Here is a 16,280-nt window from a genome sequence, read left to right on the forward strand (position 1 = left end):
GGTGAGGAAAGGCAAGTCAGGGCGGTAATCCGCGGTTGCGCGAGCTGGTGACGTGGCGTTGAAAACCGGGGCGGCGGCTTGGGCGGCGTGTGGCTTCGCGCTAGGTTAGATACGAAGCAAGGGACCGTTAGGGAGGCGCGCTGTGCAACGCATTTTGGTAGATCAGGCCGATATTACAAAGACTCAAGTCCAAGAGGTCGCATCTGTGGCGTTGTCCAAGGGGCAAGCGCGGATGAAAATCCGGCGATTTGCGCTGACGGCGAACAATGTGACCTATGCTGCGTCGGGTTTCATGATTGGCTACTGGCATTTCTTTCCAACCGGCATCGAAGGTCAGGGCATTGTGCCGGTCTGGGGGTTTGCCGAAGTGACTGAAAGCAGTTCCGAGGTCCTGGAGGTTGGTGAGCGGCTTTATGGGTTTTGGCCAATGGCGGACGAGTTGGTAATCACGCCGCAGGATATGGGTGGCAAGACCGTGCTGGACGCCAGCGAGCATCGCGCAAAACTGCCGGTGGTCTACAACCGCTATACCCGCAGCACGGAAAAAACCGCAGACCTCGAGGGGTATCAGTCGCTTTTGCAGCCGCTGTTGGCGACGTCATACCTGTTGAGTGATTGGTTGCGGGACAACAGTTTTTTTGAAGCAAAGCAAGTGATTGTGGGCAGTGCTTCATCCAAAACCGGACTTGGGCTTTGCAAGTTTTTGGCAGAACTTGAGGGGCAGCCTGTCAAGATTATCGGGCTGACATCGTCGGGCAATGCTGCCTATGTGGCGGCGCAATCCGGCGCGGACAAAGTTGTGACCTATGATGCGATTGAAACGCTGGACAAAGTGCCATCGGTCTATGTGGACATGTCCGGCAATGCAGTCGTCAAACAAAAGCTACACGCGCATTTGGCTGAAGAATTGCGCCATTCCAGCGCGGTGGGCACCAGCCATTGGGATCAATTCCAGCGCAAACAGGAGCTTGCTGGCGTGAAGCCGCAGTTCTTCTTTGCCCCAAGCCAGATTGAGAAACGTCGCGCGGAATGGGGTCCCGGCGAGATTGAGCGGCAAATCACAGCGGGTTGGAAGCGGCTCGCAGCGGATGCCAGCGCGTGGCTGGACCTTAAAGAGCACGCAGGACTTGAGGCCGTCGCCGATGTATACGGCGCATTGGCGACCGGGCAGGCAAGCGCGCGCGACGGTCACGTTGTCAGCCTCTAAGCCGAACAGCTGGCCCCGCCAAGCACGCAAAACTTGGCACAATGCGGATGGTTGAGCGCAACGTCGCGCTCGGCCTCCGCCAAGGTGGCACCCATGTCGAATTGCGGGTCATACGGAAGCAGCGTGCAGGCGATGACCGAAGGGGCATCAGCGCCCTTGTGGCGCACCACCATGCGGGAATTTGAACACATGACCTCGGTTGGGGATTTGTTCAGGATCGACCAGCAATCCGTGGTGATTTCCGGCACATCCACAGTTTCGTCCATTTCCGGAAAAAGCATTGTGTTTGCAGGACTTTGCGCATCGATATCAAAGCGTTCATCCGCGAAAAGTTGCGCGTAGCCAGTTCGCGAATCTGCGTCGCTTTCGCCCCAGACAGTGCGGCCAGCAACCGCCATTCTAAAGCCTTCGTCGCGCAGCCACCGCATGCCTTGAAGGGTGCGCTCAAAGCTTCCGGATCCGCGTTCTTTGTCGTGTAAATCAGCGCCGTAATGGTCCACGGAAATACGGAAGGTTAGCTTGTCGCGGTAGGTGTCCTTTAGAGATTGAAGACCCTCCTTGACGCGTTTTCGCATCATCGGCTGCATGGCATTGGTGAGGATCAGAACCTCATAGCCTCGCTCCAGCGCGCGGCGGGTCATGTCGACCATTTCAGGGTTCATGAAGGGCTCACCGCCCGTAAACCCGATCTCACGCACACCCCAGTTTCGATCCTCCAGTTGATCGAGGTAGCTCGAGACTTCGTCCGTCGTGAGATAGACAAGCGCGTCATTGCTGGGTGAGGACAGGATATAACAATTCTCGCACTCGATATTGCACAGCGTGCCGGTGTTGAACCAAAGGGTCTGCGGGTCCGTGAGTGATACGGTTGCGCGCGTGTCGCCTTTGGCCGTCAGATGGGGGTCCACAAATTTAGCTGAGAGCGGGAGCGGGGTCGCGTGGTCTTTCATGTGCCTGTCACTTCTTTTTGGTGCAACGGAGGTAGCCGTTAAGTGGCCAACTGGTAAAGACCTTTGCGGATGGGTGACACAGTTGTGATGCGCGCTTGCGATGATACTATCGGGGTGCTACATCCAAGTTAACGGCTTCGTTAGCGCTAACGAATTTCAAAATGAACGTTGCTTGGGCTGGAATGGCCTGGCGATGACAGGGAAGACAAACGACATGGTCTCGCGCACAATTCCAGTGGACTCATTTGATCTGGTGGTGATCGGCGGAACAGGCGATCTTGCACGGCGCAAAATCCTGCCTGCTTTGTTCAAAAGATTTTGTTCTGGCCAGATGGCGTCCGAAAGCCGGTTGATTGGCGCTGCACGGCGGGCGTTTGACACAGATGGATATCGCGCGTTTGTCCGCGACGCTTTGCGCGAGTTCGCGGGCGAGATTGCCCTGGACGAAGACGCGGTTGCGAAGTTCTGTGCCACGGTGGATTACGTGGCGATTGATGCGCGCGGCGACAACGGCTGGCAAGATTTGACGGATTTGATGGAGGCAGGGGCTGCACCCGATGCGGTGCGGGCGTTCTACTTCTCGGTTGGTCCGGGCCTGTTTTCTGAAATTGCACAGAAACTGCAACGCTTTGGTTTGACCAATGAAGCCAGCCGGGTGGTGGTGGAAAAACCCTTCGGTCGGGATTTGGACAGCGCGCGGGCGCTTAATGCGCAGTTGGCGCGGTATTTTGACGAAAGCCAAATCTATCGCATCGATCATTATCTCGGCAAAGAGACGGTTCAGAACCTGATGGCGGTGCGGTTTGGCAATATGCTGTTTGAACCGCTGTGGAATGCGCAATACATCGACCATATCCAGATCACCGTCGCAGAAACCGTGGGTGTCGAGGGGCGTGGCGAGTTTTACGATCGCGCCGGAACCATGCGGGACATGGTGCAGAACCACCTGATGCAATTGCTGTGTTTGATTGCAATGGAGCCACCGGCGCATTTTGATCCTGATGCGGTGCGCGATGAGAAACTCAAGGTGATCCGTGCGCTTGATGTGGTTCAACCACATCATATCGTGCGTGGGCAATACACAGCCTCGGACGGTGCGTTGAGCTATCGCGAAGACGTGGGCAATGAAAGATCCAAGACCGAGAGTTTCGTGGCCTTAAAATGCCATCTCAACAACTGGCGATGGGCGGGAACACCGTTTTATCTGCGCACTGGCAAGCGGTTGAGCCATCGCGACAGCGAAATTACGGTTGTGTTCAAAGACACGCCGCATTCGATTTTTGGCCCCGAGGCCGGGCGGCATCGCAATGAGCTGACCATTCAGTTGCAGCCAAACGAAGGCATAACGCTGGGTGTAACCATCAAAGAACCGGGGCCGGGTGGTATGCGGTTGGTGGATGTGCCGCTGGACATGAGTTTCGCTGAGGCGCTGGGGCCCAACGCGGACACGCCAGATGCCTATGAGCGGCTGATTATGGATGTGATCCGCGGCAATCAGACGTTGTTCATGCGCAATGATGAGGTCGAGGCCGCCTGGGCGTGGACCGATCCGATTATCCGTGGCTGGGAAGCGCGCGGCGATGTGCCCAAACCTTATGATGCCTATAGCGCAGGGCCTGACGACGCCACGCTGATGATGCGCCGGGACGGGCGCGAATGGAAAGGACTGAGCAAGTGAATTTCATCCCATATCCCGACGTAGACATGATGATGATGGACGTCGCCAACGTACTGGCGGACGATCTGGCCGAGGCCCTGCACACCAAAGACCGCGTGACCTTGGCTGTGCCAGGCGGCACAACGCCCGGACCTATTTTTGATGCGCTGAGCGCGGTGGATTTGCCGTGGGAGCGGGTCAATGTGATGCTGACCGATGAGCGTTGGGTGCCAGAAGACCATGAACGGTCCAACACCGCATTGGTCAAGGCGCGGCTTATTACCAACCGCGCGGTCGGGGCGCGGTTCTTGCCGTTTTATGCGCCGTCCAAGCAGCCTGAAGATGTGTTGAGCGACGTGGAAGCGGCGTTGTTTGCCGCGATGCCGGTCGATGTGGCCTTGCTCGGTATGGGCGCGGATATGCACACGGCGTCGTTGTTTCCCGACAGCGACGGTCTTGTGGCGGCATTGGCGAACGACGCGCCAATTTTGGTGCCGGTGCGCAAGCCGGATTTGCCCGACGTGCGGGTGTCGTTGTCAGCACGGGTGCTAAACAGCGCGATGCGCAAGCATCTGGTCATCAAAGGCGATGACAAGAAAGCCGCGCTCAAGGCGGCGGGTGATTTGTCGGTTGAGAAGGCCCCGATCAAAGCTGTGCTGAGCGGTGCAGACGTGCATTGGAGCAAAGGATAACGCCATGTGGACAGAATTGGACGCCATGTCGGAGGACGCGAAAACGCGTGCAATTGCAGATTTGTTTGGGGCCGATACAGCACGAGCGGAAGGGTTCTCGGTTGAGACCGACGGACTGTTGTTTGACTACTCCAAGACATCAATGGATTCGAACGGACGCGCTGCTCTTGTTGCGCTTGCCAAGGCCGCGGGAGTTGCCGAGAAACGGGCGTCGATGTTTGGCGGTGCGGCCATAAACGAAACCGAAGGGCGGGCGGTTTTGCATACCGCGCTGCGGGCTCTGGACGCGGACGCCGTCATGGTTGATGAGGCAAACGTGTTGCCTGAGGTGAACGCCACACGCGCGCGAATGAGTGCGCTGGCGGGGTCCGTGCGTGACGGCAGTTTTGGGCGCATCACCGATGTGGTGAATATTGGCATCGGCGGCTCTGACCTTGGCCCTTTGATGGCTGTGCTGGCTCTGGCACCGTATCACGATGGACCGAAATGTCATTTCATTTCAAACGTGGATGGCGGCGATCTGACGGACACGTTGGCGGGGCTGGATCCGGCAAGCACGATGTTTATCGTCGCGTCCAAGACCTTTACCACCCAGGAAACATTGTTGAACGCCAAGTCCGCTTTGGCATGGGCAGGCGGTGAGGCGGCATTGGGCCGGTTTGTCGCAATTTCCACTGCGGTTGAAAAATGTGCCGAATTTGGCATCCCTGCCGAGCGGGTGTTTGGGTTTGAGGACTGGGTTGGTGGCCGCTATTCGATGTGGGGCCCGATCGGGTTCGCGATCATGTTGGCGATTGGACCGGGGGCGTTTGAGAGCTTTCTGCGCGGCGCATACTCCATGGATCAGCATTTCCAGAACGCGGAGTTTGAGAAAAACATGCCGGTGATGCTGGCGCTGACGGGTATTTGGAACCAACAGGTGTGTGGCCATCCGACGCGTGCGGTGCTTCCTTATGAGCAACGCTTGGCGCGTCTGCCCGCGTATCTGCAGCAGTTGGAAATGGAATCAAACGGCAAGTCAGTTGCGCTGGACGGCAGTCCGCTGGACCGCGTGGCGGGACCGATTGTTTGGGGGGAACCCGGAACCAACGGCCAGCATGCGTTTTATCAATTGATTCACCAAGGGCAGCAGGTTGTGCCGTGCGAATTCTTGATTGGTGCCGAAGGACATGAGCCGGAGTTGATGGCGCATCATCGGGCTTTGGTTGCAAACTGTCTGGCGCAGTCGGAAGCGCTGTTGCGCGGGCGCACCGAGGACGAAGCGCGGGCGCAGTTGGTTGAACAGGGCGTTGACGGAGCAAAGCTCGATCAACTGGCGAAACATCGGGTTTTCTCAGGCAATCGTCCGTCGACCACGTTACTCTATCCGCGTTTGACGCCCTATGTGTTGGGTCAGATCGTGGCGTTGTATGAGCATCGGGTTTTTGTCGAAGGCGTGATCTATGGCATCAATTCGTTTGACCAATGGGGCGTCGAATTGGGCAAAGAACTCGCAGGCGGGTTGGTGCCAGCGGTTGAAGGCCAGGATGTGCCGGAAGGCACAAGTGCGTCAACGGTACGCTTGTTAGAAAAGATACGGCACCACCGCGACAGGTAGCTTTTCATATAATCTATGAAGAGCGATGCGTTATGATGTCAACTTGATGTGATTTTTGGAGCGGGTAACGGGAATTGAACCCGTAACTAAAGCTTGGGAAGCTGCCGTGATACCTTTTCACCATACCCGCGTCCGTGGGCTTGCTAGCTAGAGAGTTCGCGCGGCCGCGTCAATGGCCGCGCTGTTGGTTTTGACGCTTAGGCCGTGAGCGCACTCGCGTTGATCAGCGGCGTATCTTCGGTTTTCATGGTTTCCAGAATGTGGCCGTGCATCCGCTGTTTTTGCATGCCAAAAATCCCGCGCCCTTTGTTGAAGGATGCTGCGTAGTCCATGGCGGCCTTGAAGGTCGCGTTTGCGTCGGGCAGCGCTGCCATTAGAATGTTGTCTGCCGCGGCTTCTTCGGCGGTCAGGCGGCGTCCGGTGAGGGCCATTTCGTTAAAGCGGTGTTCGGGCACAGCTTTGCGGATGTATTTCACCATGGAGGGCAGGAAGGGGATGTTCACGTCCACCTCGGGGTAACAGAAATAACCGCGATCCGCGCGCATGAAGCGGAAGTCACAGCAGCTGGCAAGCATGGCGCCGTTGCCAAAGGCGTGGCCGGTGATCGCGGCGATGACCGGAACGGGCAGGGTCAGCAATTTGCCAAACACGGTGTTCATGTCGTGCAGGAAGGCTTGGATGTCCGCGCCTTTGCCGGACTGCTGCGCGCCCATCATCCAGTTAAGGTCGATGCCCTGCGACCAGTTTTTCTCATCGGTCGAGGTGATGACAAGGGCACGAAGGGACCTGTCCTCCTCGACCATTTTCAGCGCTTCGAGCATGGCCGCCGCAAAGGCAGGGTTTTGGCGGTTTTCGCCATTGCACAGCGTCAGTACGGCGGTTTTGCCAATGACTTCGTATTGGGTGATCGACATGGGGGCTCCGAAACCTAATGGATTTCAGGCAGACTAGCGGCAGGCGACAGGCCGGACAATCGTGACCTGAGGGGAAGACGGTTATGACGGCGCGTCGTCTTCGGGGAAAGGATGCAGGTTTTTGGGCGCATAGTCAGGCACGCCTTTGCGGCGTTCATAGGCAGACGGGTCAATCAAGCTGCCGGGGGGGATGTAGCGTTCCTGCGCCAAGGGCAGGTAGTAGCCAAACCAGCCTTTTTGATCGGGCCAACGGCTGCGTTTGGTCATTCGCGGAATGATTTCCAGTACGGGCCAGAACTTGCGCAACTTCATCTGGCTGTGGAGTGGTGCAAGCGCGTTGGGTTCGGAAATTTCCAATCCCATGCGTTCGGTGACCTTGTCCTTTTTGCCCAGCACGTAGCGGGCATAAAACGGCTCTCGGAACTCCAGCTTGTCCACGCCAAGGCCGTCGATTTCGTTGCGCATCCAGACCAGAGTGAGTTTGGACAGTCCGGCCTCACTTTCAGGAATCGAGCCTGCGACATCTGTGTGGGTTCCGGGGAACCAGACTTGGGTCACGTCCTGTTTGGGCGGGTTGGTTTTGGATTTGAAACGGGTGCCGTGATAATCCTGACCTTCAGTCCAGAACTGATGGCGGAAGAACCGGCGGGTTTCATCAATGGAGAGCGCGTGGCGCACGGCCTTGACCGAGGGGTTTTCATCGACACTGGAGTTGGAGCCGAATTCGAGGAAAGTGCCCCATTTCAGACGGATGCGGACCATCGAGCTGACCGTGTCCCACAACCCAAGGAAGCGGATCGAGGGACGGCGAATGTGGAAAAACTGCTCGGAAATTCGAAGCGGCGCATATGCCTCGCGCGGGGCGTCTTTGGGGATCTTGCGCCAGGTTTTGAACACCGGGCCGATCAGGTGCATTTCATGCGGTGCAACGAGGCCGAAATCGTTGATGAAACCCGCCAGCACACGCGCGGTATATGCCCCTCGCGAATAGCCAAAGAAATAAAGCCTGTCGCCTTCGCGGTAGTTTTCGCAGAGGAACTCGTAGGCGTGCATGACGTTCTTGTGCAGGCCAAGACCAGCGGCAAGTCCCAGAACAAGACGGGCTTTGGAAAACGGCGTTGTGGCAAACGGGCGGGTCGACAAAGTGCCAACGCCTGGCTCGTAATAGACCAGCTGATTGTCGTCGTGTTTCAGGCATTTGTAGAGCCGCAAAATGTTGCTCTCGTTTTTCTCAACCTCGTTGCCGGTGCCGTCAAAGCAGATGATAAGTTTGCGAGACATAAAATGGGCTTTCTGAAAATGATTAAGGCGATCCTAATCGGATCGCCCTATACGTGCAAACCTTCAGTGTTTTGTCAGCCGCGACGGCGGCGTCTGCGCCCGCCAGTGGCGCCATCGCCGCCGCCGGTGTTAAAGCTGACATCCGGAAGCGTCACGAGATCGCGCAAGATCGGGAAAGGGTCCGCCGAGTTTGGCAGGGCGGAGGCGTTCACAAAATGCTCTTGAAAGCGGGGCTCGACGGCGGTTTCGATCTTTTCGATCTGGCGAACAAGTGTTTCGATTTCGGTTCGCGCCGCGCGGTTCAAAAGCGCAATTCGCGCGCCTGTGCCTGCGGCGTTGCCAGCGGAGGTGACTTTGTTAAGCGGGCAGTCGGGGATCATCCCTAGAACCATCGCGTGTTTCGCCGAAATATGCGCGCCAAACGCACCGGCGAGAACCACGCGGTCGACTTTATTAACGCCGCGTTTGTCCATCAGCAGGCGTGCACCGGAATAAAGCGCGGCCTTGGCCATTTGAATGGCGCGGATGTCGCCGTTGGTGACCGTGATTTCTTTCTGGTCCTCGTCGCCATTCCACAGGCGGTAGGAATTGGTGCGCCCATCTAGAAAGCATCGATCTGTGCCGGTTTGCTCGGCTGACCCGATCAGGCCAGAGGCGTCCACAAGTCCCGCGACGCGCATCTCGGCAATGACTTCGATAATGCCCGAGCCACAGATGCCAGTTACACCGGTGGTGGCAATGGCTGCGTCAAAGCCGTCCTCGTCAGACCACAGCTCGGACCCGATCACGCGGAACCGCGGCTCCTTGGTGACGGGATCGATTTCAACCCGTTCAATGGCGCCGGGCGCGGCGCGTTGGCCGGAACTGATCTGCGCGCCTTCAAAGGCAGGGCCGGTTGGGGACGAGCAGGCCATCACGCCATCTTTGTCACCCAGCAGAATTTCGGCGTTGGTGCCGACGTCAACCACGAGCGCGAGATCGTCGGATTTGTTTGGTGCCTCCGACAGGGCAACACCAGCGGCGTCCGCCCCGACGTGCCCTGCGATGCAGGGCAGAAGGTAGGCGCGGGTGCCCGCCGCAATATCGAGACCCAGATCAGTGGCGTTCAGGTCCATCGCATCCGACGTAGCGAGTGCGAAAGGCGCTTGGCCCAATTCAAACGGATCGATGCCAAGGAACAAATGGTGCATGACAGGGTTCATGACAAAGACCGAGTCTAAGATTTGGGTTTTGTCGATTTCGGCGTCGCTGGCGATGTCTGTGACAAGCTGGTTCAACCCGGCGCGCACGGCTTCTGTCATCTCCAGATCGCCGCCTTTGTTCATCATGGCATAGCTGACGCGGCTCATCAGGTCTTCGCCAAAGCGGATCTGCGGGTTCATCAGGCCAGACGAGGCCACAACCTCGCCGGTTTCCAGATTGCAGAGATGGCCTGCGATAGTGGTGGAGCCGAGGTCCACAGCAAGCCCAAACAGCGGTTGGTCGTAAAAGCCCGGCCAAAGCGCGATCAGACGCGGGATTGCGTCGTCGCGGCCTTGATGGATGGCTGCCGTCGCTGTCCATGCGCCTTTGCGCAGAATGGACTGCAGCGCGCGCAACAGATGCGTGTCCACGTCAATTTGTGCATGGCCGGTGGCGGCCTTGAGCGCAGTCAGCAGCCGCTCTAGGTCGCCGGAGGGTTTGTGCATGTCGGGCTCTTCGACCTCGACATAGGTCAGTTTGACGGTTGGGTTCAGCGTGATGTCACGCACTTCGGCGCGTTTGCGCACCACCTGTTTGTGCACCTGCGATTCCGGCGGCACGTCGATCACGATGTCGCCTTGCACCGCCGCCTGACAACCAAGGCGGCGGCCTTTGGGCAACCCCCGTTTGTCGTCATAGCGTTGCTCAACCGCGTTCCAGTCCGACAGGGCACCCTCGGCGACTGTTACACCATGTTTGGGGAACTCACCGTAGGAGGGTGTGATCTGGCATTTGGAGCAGATGCCGCGCCCGCCGCAGACGCTGTCGAGATCTACGCCCAATTGCCGTGCGGCAGTCAGGATTGGGGTGCCTATCGGGAAATGTCCGCGTTTGCCGGACGGGGTGAAAATCACCAGAGGATCGCTGCTCATCTTTGGGCCTCAGTTCTGTTCGCTTGGCTGAAGAATACCTGCCGATATCTGCGGCGAAAGGCAAGGAGCGGCATGGTCACGCTCGAAGGCGTCGCTTTTTGCCAATGCTGTGGGGAAGGCGCGCAAAACTGGCAAAGACCTGCCGCGTTGGCGGGTTTTGCCATCCCGGTCGGGTTTTTGGGGTTTTCCACAGGGGCAAGCCATGCGATAGGGACGTGCCAAACGAGGTTCCCCCAAGGAGATGTGCGATGGAGATTCGTGAGGCGCTTACTTTCGATGATGTTTTGTTGGTTCCGGCTGCGTCGGTGGTTCTGCCATCAACGGCAGATACGCGCACCAAAGTCACGAAAGCCATTGATCTCAATATACCTCTGCTGAGTTCGGCGATGGACACCGTCACCGAAAGTCGCATGGCGATTGCCATGGCACAGGCGGGCGGCATGGGGGTGATCCACAAGAACCTTGATGCGGAAACACAGTCGCGCGAAGTGCGGCGGGTAAAACGCTTTGAGAGCGGGATTGTTTACAACCCTGTCACGTTGACCCCGAACCAGACGCTGGCGGATGCCAAAGCGCTGATAGAGCGCTATCGGTTTACCGGTTTTCCGGTGGTGGACGCGCAGAGCCGCGTTGTGGGCATCGTGACCAACCGTGACATGCGGTTTGCGCAAAGCGATGACACACCAGTGCACGCAATGATGACCACCAACGATCTCGCGATGCTCGCAGAGCCTGCCGATCTGGAAGAAGCCAAAAGCCTGATGCGGGCGCGGCGTATTGAAAAGTTGCTGGTGCATGATGGTCAAGGCAAGCTGACCGGGCTGTTGACACTGAAAGACACCGAGCAAGCGGTTTTGAACCCCACTGCCTGCAAAGACGAGCTGGGGCGCCTACGCGTGGCGGCGGCCTCTTCGGTTGGGGACAGCGGCTTTGAGCGGTCGGAAATGTTGATCGATGCGGGGGTCGATATCGTGGTGATCGATACGGCACATGGCCATTCAGAAGGCGTAATTGACGCGGTGAGACGCGTGAAATCACTGTCCAATTCGGTTCAGGTAATTGCAGGCAATGTGGCCACAGCAGAGGCGACCAAAGCGTTGATTGATGCGGGCGCGGATGCGGTTAAAGTCGGCATCGGGCCGGGATCGATCTGTACAACACGCATGGTGGCCGGAGTTGGCGTGCCGCAGCTGACGGCGATTGACGATTGCGCCAGGGCCGCAGGCGATGTGCCGGTGATTGCTGACGGGGGCATCAAGTTCTCGGGCGATTTTGCCAAAGCGATTGCGGCGGGCGCGAGCTGTGCCATGGTTGGCAGCATGATTGCCGGCACTGACGAAAGCCCGGGCGAGGTGATCCTGTATCAGGGCCGCTCGTATAAATCCTATCGAGGCATGGGCTCTTTGGGGGCAATGGCGCGCGGATCAGCCGATCGTTACTTCCAGAAAGACGCCGCGAGCGACAAATTGGTGCCGGAAGGCATCGAGGGGCAGGTGCCTTACAAAGGTCCGGCAGGAACCGTTATTCACCAGTTGGTGGGCGGTTTGCGCGCGGCGATGGGGTATACCGGAAACGCCACGGTCGCGGACATGCGCAAGGCGTGTAAGTTCGTGAAAATCACTGGCGCGGGGCTTAAGGAAAGCCATGTGCATGACGTGCAAATCACGCGCGAATCTCCAAATTATAGGATCGGTTAATGACACCTGCTGCACGTATTGCGACTGCGATTGAGTTGTTGGATGAAATCTTTGCGGGGGTTCCGGCGGAGAAATGTCTGACAGGTTGGGGGCGGCGCAATCGATTCGCAGGCTCCAAAGATCGGGCGGCGGTGCGTGATCATGTGTTTGACGGGCTGCGCCAACGTGCGTCCGCCGCGCAGGCAGGTGGCAGTGCCGACGGGCGCGGCGTCATGATTGGCGTGCTGCGCTTATCCGGCGTCGACCCCGAGTCGATGTTTACGGGCGAAGGCTATGCCGCCTCTGTTCTGAGCGATGAGGAACGGGATGTACAAACGGACGACGTAAGGCCATTGGACGTGCCTGCGTGGTTGGTTGACCCTTTGCGAGATAGTCTTGCCGACGAATTTGACACCACAATGGACGCAATCCGCGCGCGGGCTCCGGTGAGCCTGAGGGTCAATCTGCGTAAAGCTTCGATTTCGGAAGCACAGGCACAGCTGCGTGAGGACGGCGTCGAGACGGTGCCATTGTCGTTGGCAGACACCGCGCTGCAAGTGGTCCAAGGCCCTCGGCGCGTTGCCCAAAGTGCGGCGTATCGCGATGGGTTGGTGGAACTGCAAGACGCCTCAAGCCAGGCTGCAGTTGCATCGCTTTCGCTTCGTAACAATATGAAAATAATGGATTATTGCGCAGGTGGCGGTGGCAAAACGCTTGCTATGGCGGCGCTGTGTGATGGTCAGTATTTTGCCCATGACGCCAACCCTGTGCGACTTCGAGATTTGCCGGCGCGTGCCGAACGCGCGGGGATTTCCGTCCAAACACTTGAGGATGCCAGCTCTGAGGCTCCCTACGATCTGGTGTTTTGCGATGTGCCGTGTTCCGGCAGCGGCACCTGGCGGCGCACACCAGATGCAAAATGGCGGTTCACGCAAGAGGATTTGTCCGAGTTGACCGACCTGCAGGCCGAGATATTGACCAAAGCGGCCGGTTTGGTCGCGCAGAACGGAACTTTGGTCTATGCGACGTGTTCGTTGTTGCAGGCTGAGAACGAAAATCAGCTGGCGCAATTTGTAAAGACACATGGCGACTGGACGGTCATCGCATCGCGCAGGTATCCAATGAACAGCGACGGCGATGGGTTTTTCGTGGCGCAGTTTCGGCGCGAGTCAGCCTAAAATCACGAAAAAGCGGTATTCCATTGCAGTGTTAATGCGGGTTTAACAAAATCCGGATCATATTTGCGTTAACTGCAGGATTTTTTAGGTGTTCAAGTGACCAATTCGGATGGGTCCCCCGGGGCCGTGCCTCAAGTGGAGTCGCAATTCCGTCGGCGTGCTCTTCCAATAGGATTGGCGGCGTTGGCGCTTCTGGTAGCTTCCGCTTTTGTGCCGCAGCCAATGGTGCAGATCGCGTTGATCGGCACCGCGGCTGTGATTGTCGTGTCCTTGCTGGCGTTGAGTTTTGGGCGCGCGAAGCCATCTGGTGGCGCATCTCCGGGTTTGCCAATTGTCAAAGCACTTTGTGATCAGGAAAAAACTGAACAGATTCTGACAAATGAAACAGGCGTGATCCTGTATGCCAACATCTCGGCGCAAGCGCATCTTAAGTTGCGCGACAAAACCGTGTCAGACATTGCGAAACGGCGGGCCGTAGACGGTGAAGGCCTGGTCAGCCGGCTGCTTGATATGGCGGCAGAAACGGGCCAAGGGCAGGAAACGGTACCGCAACGCGACGGATCACTGTCAGTGCGGGTTGCCCGGTTGCCTGACGGGACGATTCACTGGATTTTTGAGACATTTCATCCAACGGCGGAACATTCGCATGGTGCAACACCGCGTCTGCCGATGCTGACGGTTGGGCGGTCCGGAACGATATTGTTTATGAATGCCGCCGCGCGAAGCTTGTTGGGCGAACGTAAAAAGACGCTGGGTGATGTGTTTGGTGACCGGTCGGGCGCTCCGAGCGAGGCCACGATGGTGTTGACGGCCAACGGAGAGCAGCAATGCCTTGTGGCCGAATTTGCGGCCACGGCTGGCCGTCGCGAGATCTATCTGCTGCCCACAGAAGTACCGGTGGTGCGGGAAGGGGCGGTTCTGTTTGACGAATTGCCTGTGGCTTTGTTGAAGGTTGACCGGGACGGCAAAGTCATCATGGCCAACCGCACTGCGCGGGGGCTGTTGGACAACCAACTTACCGATGACACATTGCTGAGCGACCTTCTGGAAGGGCTTGGGCGATCTATTGCGGATTGGTTGGCGGAGGCCGCGTCTGGTCGTGGCGGCCATCATTCCGAATTCCTGCGTCTGAAGAGCGACGAGAAAGAGACTTTTGTTCAGGTAAGCCTGAACCGTGTGGTTGAGGGCGACACCAGTTCTTTGATTGCTGTTCTTAGCGACGCCACCGAGCTGAAATCGCTTGAGGCGCAGTTTGTCCAAAGCCAGAAGATGCAAGCCATCGGGCAGCTTGCGGGCGGTGTTGCGCATGATTTTAACAACCTTTTGACAGCGATATCAGGGCATTGCGATCTTTTGTTGTTGCGTCACGACCAGGGGGATCCAGATTTTGCCGACCTTATCCAGATCAACCAGAACGCCAATCGTGCGGCGGCGCTGGTGGGGCAACTTTTGGCGTTCTCGCGCAAGCAAAACCTGCGGCCCGAGATCGTGGATTTGCGCAACTCACTGGCGGATTTGACACATCTGCTCAACCGTTTGGTTGGCGAAAAGGTCAGCCTTAGCCTGAGCAACGATCCTGTACTGCCCGCCATTCGTGCGGACAAACGCCAGTTGGAACAGGTGCTGATGAACCTTGTGGTGAACGCCCGAGATGCGATGCCAAACGGCGGCGAAATCCGCGTGGTGACCGAGGGGCTGGATTTGACGGAACCCATGGAGCGCGACCGGGTTGTGGTGCCGATTGGGAAATACGTGACCATCAGCGTCACGGACCAAGGCGTGGGAATCCCACCCGATAAGCTGCAAAAGGTGTTTGAGCCGTTTTACACAACCAAGCGCACCGGAGAGGGCACCGGACTTGGGTTGTCCACCGCGTATGGCATCGTCAAACAAACCGGCGGATATATCTTTATCGACAGCACCGTCGGAGAGGGCACGCGATTCTCGTTGATGTTTCCGGCGTATCTGGGTGAGGGCGAACCTGCGCCTGTTGAGACGATCGAGCGCACAGCGATGGAGCCAACTCTCAGCCACAACGGCGTTGTGATGCTGGTCGAGGATGAAGCGCCGGTTCGCTCGTTTGCGACGCGTGCGCTCAAAATGCGCGGATTTACTGTTCTTGAGGCAAGTTCGGGCGAAGAAGCGCTCGAGTTGCTGGAAAATGACCACCCCAAGGTCGACGTTTTTGTCACTGACGTGATCATGCCCGGCGTGGATGGCCCGACGTGGGTGCGCCAAGCGCGTGCCAGCTATCCCGAGGTTCCGGTGATCTTTGTGTCAGGCTATGCCGAGGACAGTTTCAGCGACGATCAGGCGCGAATCACGCATTCGAGCTTTTTGCCCAAACCCTTTAGCTTGAGCGATTTGACCGAGGCTGTTTCGTCCAAAGTTAAGCTGACTAAGTAAGGCTTTCGTAGAGCTCGAATTCATCGGCACATTTGCGCAGCAACTTGGTGCGGGTGTCCGGCGACAAAGACAATGGCATGTCCGGTGAGCTGTTGCGACGCGGCAGGTCGATCTTGAGGTCCAGTCGGGTTTCCAGGAAATTCAACAGCTTGGGTTGATCTTCGTAGCGAAACAGGTGGTCGACTTTGAGGCCGTTTTTGCGGGGTTCCAAAAAACGGGCCTGACTGCCGACATTGGCAAATGACGCTTTTTGTTCGCCCTTCATGTATTCCTGAACGAAGTCTTCAAAGGTCACATCCGCAGTGGAGTTTGGGAGCCCATGCAGATCATCACGGCGCCGATAGCGATACCAACTGGCAAGCCAGCTTACGGGTTCGCGCATAACTGCCATTGTTTCCATGTCATCCGTCTTGCAGGCGCGTTCAAACATAGGTCGAAAGAAGCGGTTATACCGGTATAGCGGCGCGTGCTTAAGCTCGGGCGGATGCGAGATTACCATGTCGGCGTGCGGGCTGAGCACCTCTTCGATGGAAGTGGTGCCGGTTTTTGGAACCGACAGGAACACAAGCTTTTTGGTCCAGAAAACAAGCATCTACTGCGCCTCGGAG

General features: G+C 57.6%; 12 protein-coding genes and 1 tRNA gene. 7 read left to right on the forward strand and 6 right to left on the reverse strand.

Translation table 11 applies throughout. The annotated features are described in order from the left end of the window. The first annotated feature begins 142 nt into the window (after positions 1–142). Positions 143–1,207, forward strand: coding sequence for a DUF2855 family protein (locus SHIM_RS03855; protein ID WP_054001292.1), 1,065 nt, complete (start codon positions 143–145; stop codon positions 1,205–1,207). Here SHIM_RS03855 and SHIM_RS03860 read toward each other — a convergent pair. Beyond that, positions 1,204–2,157: a radical SAM protein gene (locus tag SHIM_RS03860; protein WP_054001293.1), complete on the reverse strand. Its 954-nt coding sequence runs from the start codon at positions 2,155–2,157 to the stop codon at positions 1,204–1,206. The genes SHIM_RS03855 and SHIM_RS03860 overlap by 4 nt on opposite strands. Positions 2,158–2,371: 214 nt before the next feature. Here SHIM_RS03860 and zwf point away from each other — a divergent pair, with 214 nt between their 5' ends. The 3 genes from zwf to pgi are packed head-to-tail and all read left to right on the forward strand — an operon-like array spanning position 2,372 to position 6,103. Further along, entirely contained in the window at positions 2,372–3,835 is a 1,464-nt protein-coding gene (gene zwf / locus SHIM_RS03865) for a glucose-6-phosphate dehydrogenase (RefSeq protein WP_054001966.1), read from the forward strand. Next, positions 3,832–4,506, forward strand: a complete 675-nt coding sequence (gene pgl / locus SHIM_RS03870) for a 6-phosphogluconolactonase (protein ID WP_054001294.1) — start codon at positions 3,832–3,834, stop codon at positions 4,504–4,506. Before zwf ends, pgl begins: the two co-directional genes overlap by 4 nt. A 4-nt stretch (positions 4,507–4,510) precedes the next feature. Then, on the forward strand, positions 4,511–6,103 hold the full coding sequence (gene pgi / locus SHIM_RS03875) for a glucose-6-phosphate isomerase (protein WP_054001295.1): 1,593 nt from the start codon (positions 4,511–4,513) through the stop codon (positions 6,101–6,103). Positions 6,104–6,159: 56 nt separating this feature from the next. Here the strand turns inward: pgi and SHIM_RS03880 are convergent. The 4 genes from SHIM_RS03880 to SHIM_RS03895 form a co-directional block, all read right to left on the reverse strand. Further along, positions 6,160–6,233, reverse strand: a tRNA-Gly gene (locus SHIM_RS03880). 67 nt (positions 6,234–6,300) lie between these two features. After that, positions 6,301–7,017, reverse strand: a complete 717-nt coding sequence (locus SHIM_RS03885) for an enoyl-CoA hydratase/isomerase family protein (protein WP_054001296.1) — start codon at positions 7,015–7,017, stop codon at positions 6,301–6,303. Positions 7,018–7,098: 81 nt separating this feature from the next. After that, a complete protein-coding gene (locus SHIM_RS03890; protein ID WP_054001297.1) occupies positions 7,099–8,298 on the reverse strand; it encodes a DUF2235 domain-containing protein in 1,200 nt (399 codons plus the stop codon). Between the two features lie 74 nt (positions 8,299–8,372). Further along, entirely contained in the window at positions 8,373–10,412 is a 2,040-nt protein-coding gene (locus SHIM_RS03895; RefSeq protein ID WP_054001298.1) for an ASKHA domain-containing protein, read from the reverse strand. 248 nt (positions 10,413–10,660) lie between these two features. Here SHIM_RS03895 and guaB point away from each other — a divergent pair, with 248 nt between their 5' ends. The 3 genes from guaB to SHIM_RS03910 all read left to right on the forward strand — a co-directional run bounded on the left by guaB (position 10,661) and on the right by SHIM_RS03910 (position 15,672). After that, positions 10,661–12,109 carry an IMP dehydrogenase gene (gene guaB / locus SHIM_RS03900; RefSeq protein WP_054001299.1) on the forward strand — a complete coding sequence of 483 codons (1,449 nt, stop codon included), beginning with the start codon at positions 10,661–10,663 and terminating at the stop codon, positions 12,107–12,109. After that, complete coding sequence (locus tag SHIM_RS03905; RefSeq protein WP_054001300.1) at positions 12,109–13,266, forward strand: RsmB/NOP family class I SAM-dependent RNA methyltransferase; 1,158 nt, start codon at positions 12,109–12,111, stop codon at positions 13,264–13,266. Before guaB ends, SHIM_RS03905 begins: the two co-directional genes overlap by 1 nt. Before the next feature lie 183 nt (positions 13,267–13,449). Continuing rightward, positions 13,450–15,672, forward strand: coding sequence for a hybrid sensor histidine kinase/response regulator (locus tag SHIM_RS03910; protein ID WP_241488785.1), 2,223 nt, complete (start codon positions 13,450–13,452; stop codon positions 15,670–15,672). On the opposite strand, the gene SHIM_RS03915 is transcribed toward SHIM_RS03910, so the two are convergent. Continuing rightward, positions 15,665–16,264 carry a sulfotransferase family 2 domain-containing protein gene (locus tag SHIM_RS03915; protein WP_054001301.1) on the reverse strand — a complete coding sequence of 200 codons (600 nt, stop codon included), beginning with the start codon at positions 16,262–16,264 and terminating at the stop codon, positions 15,665–15,667. The two genes, SHIM_RS03910 and SHIM_RS03915, sit on opposite strands and share 8 nt — an antisense overlap. Positions 16,265–16,280 lie beyond the last annotated feature (16 nt).

This window comes from Shimia sp. SK013, assembly GCF_001292625.1.
GTDB lineage: Bacteria > Pseudomonadota > Alphaproteobacteria > Rhodobacterales > Rhodobacteraceae > Shimia.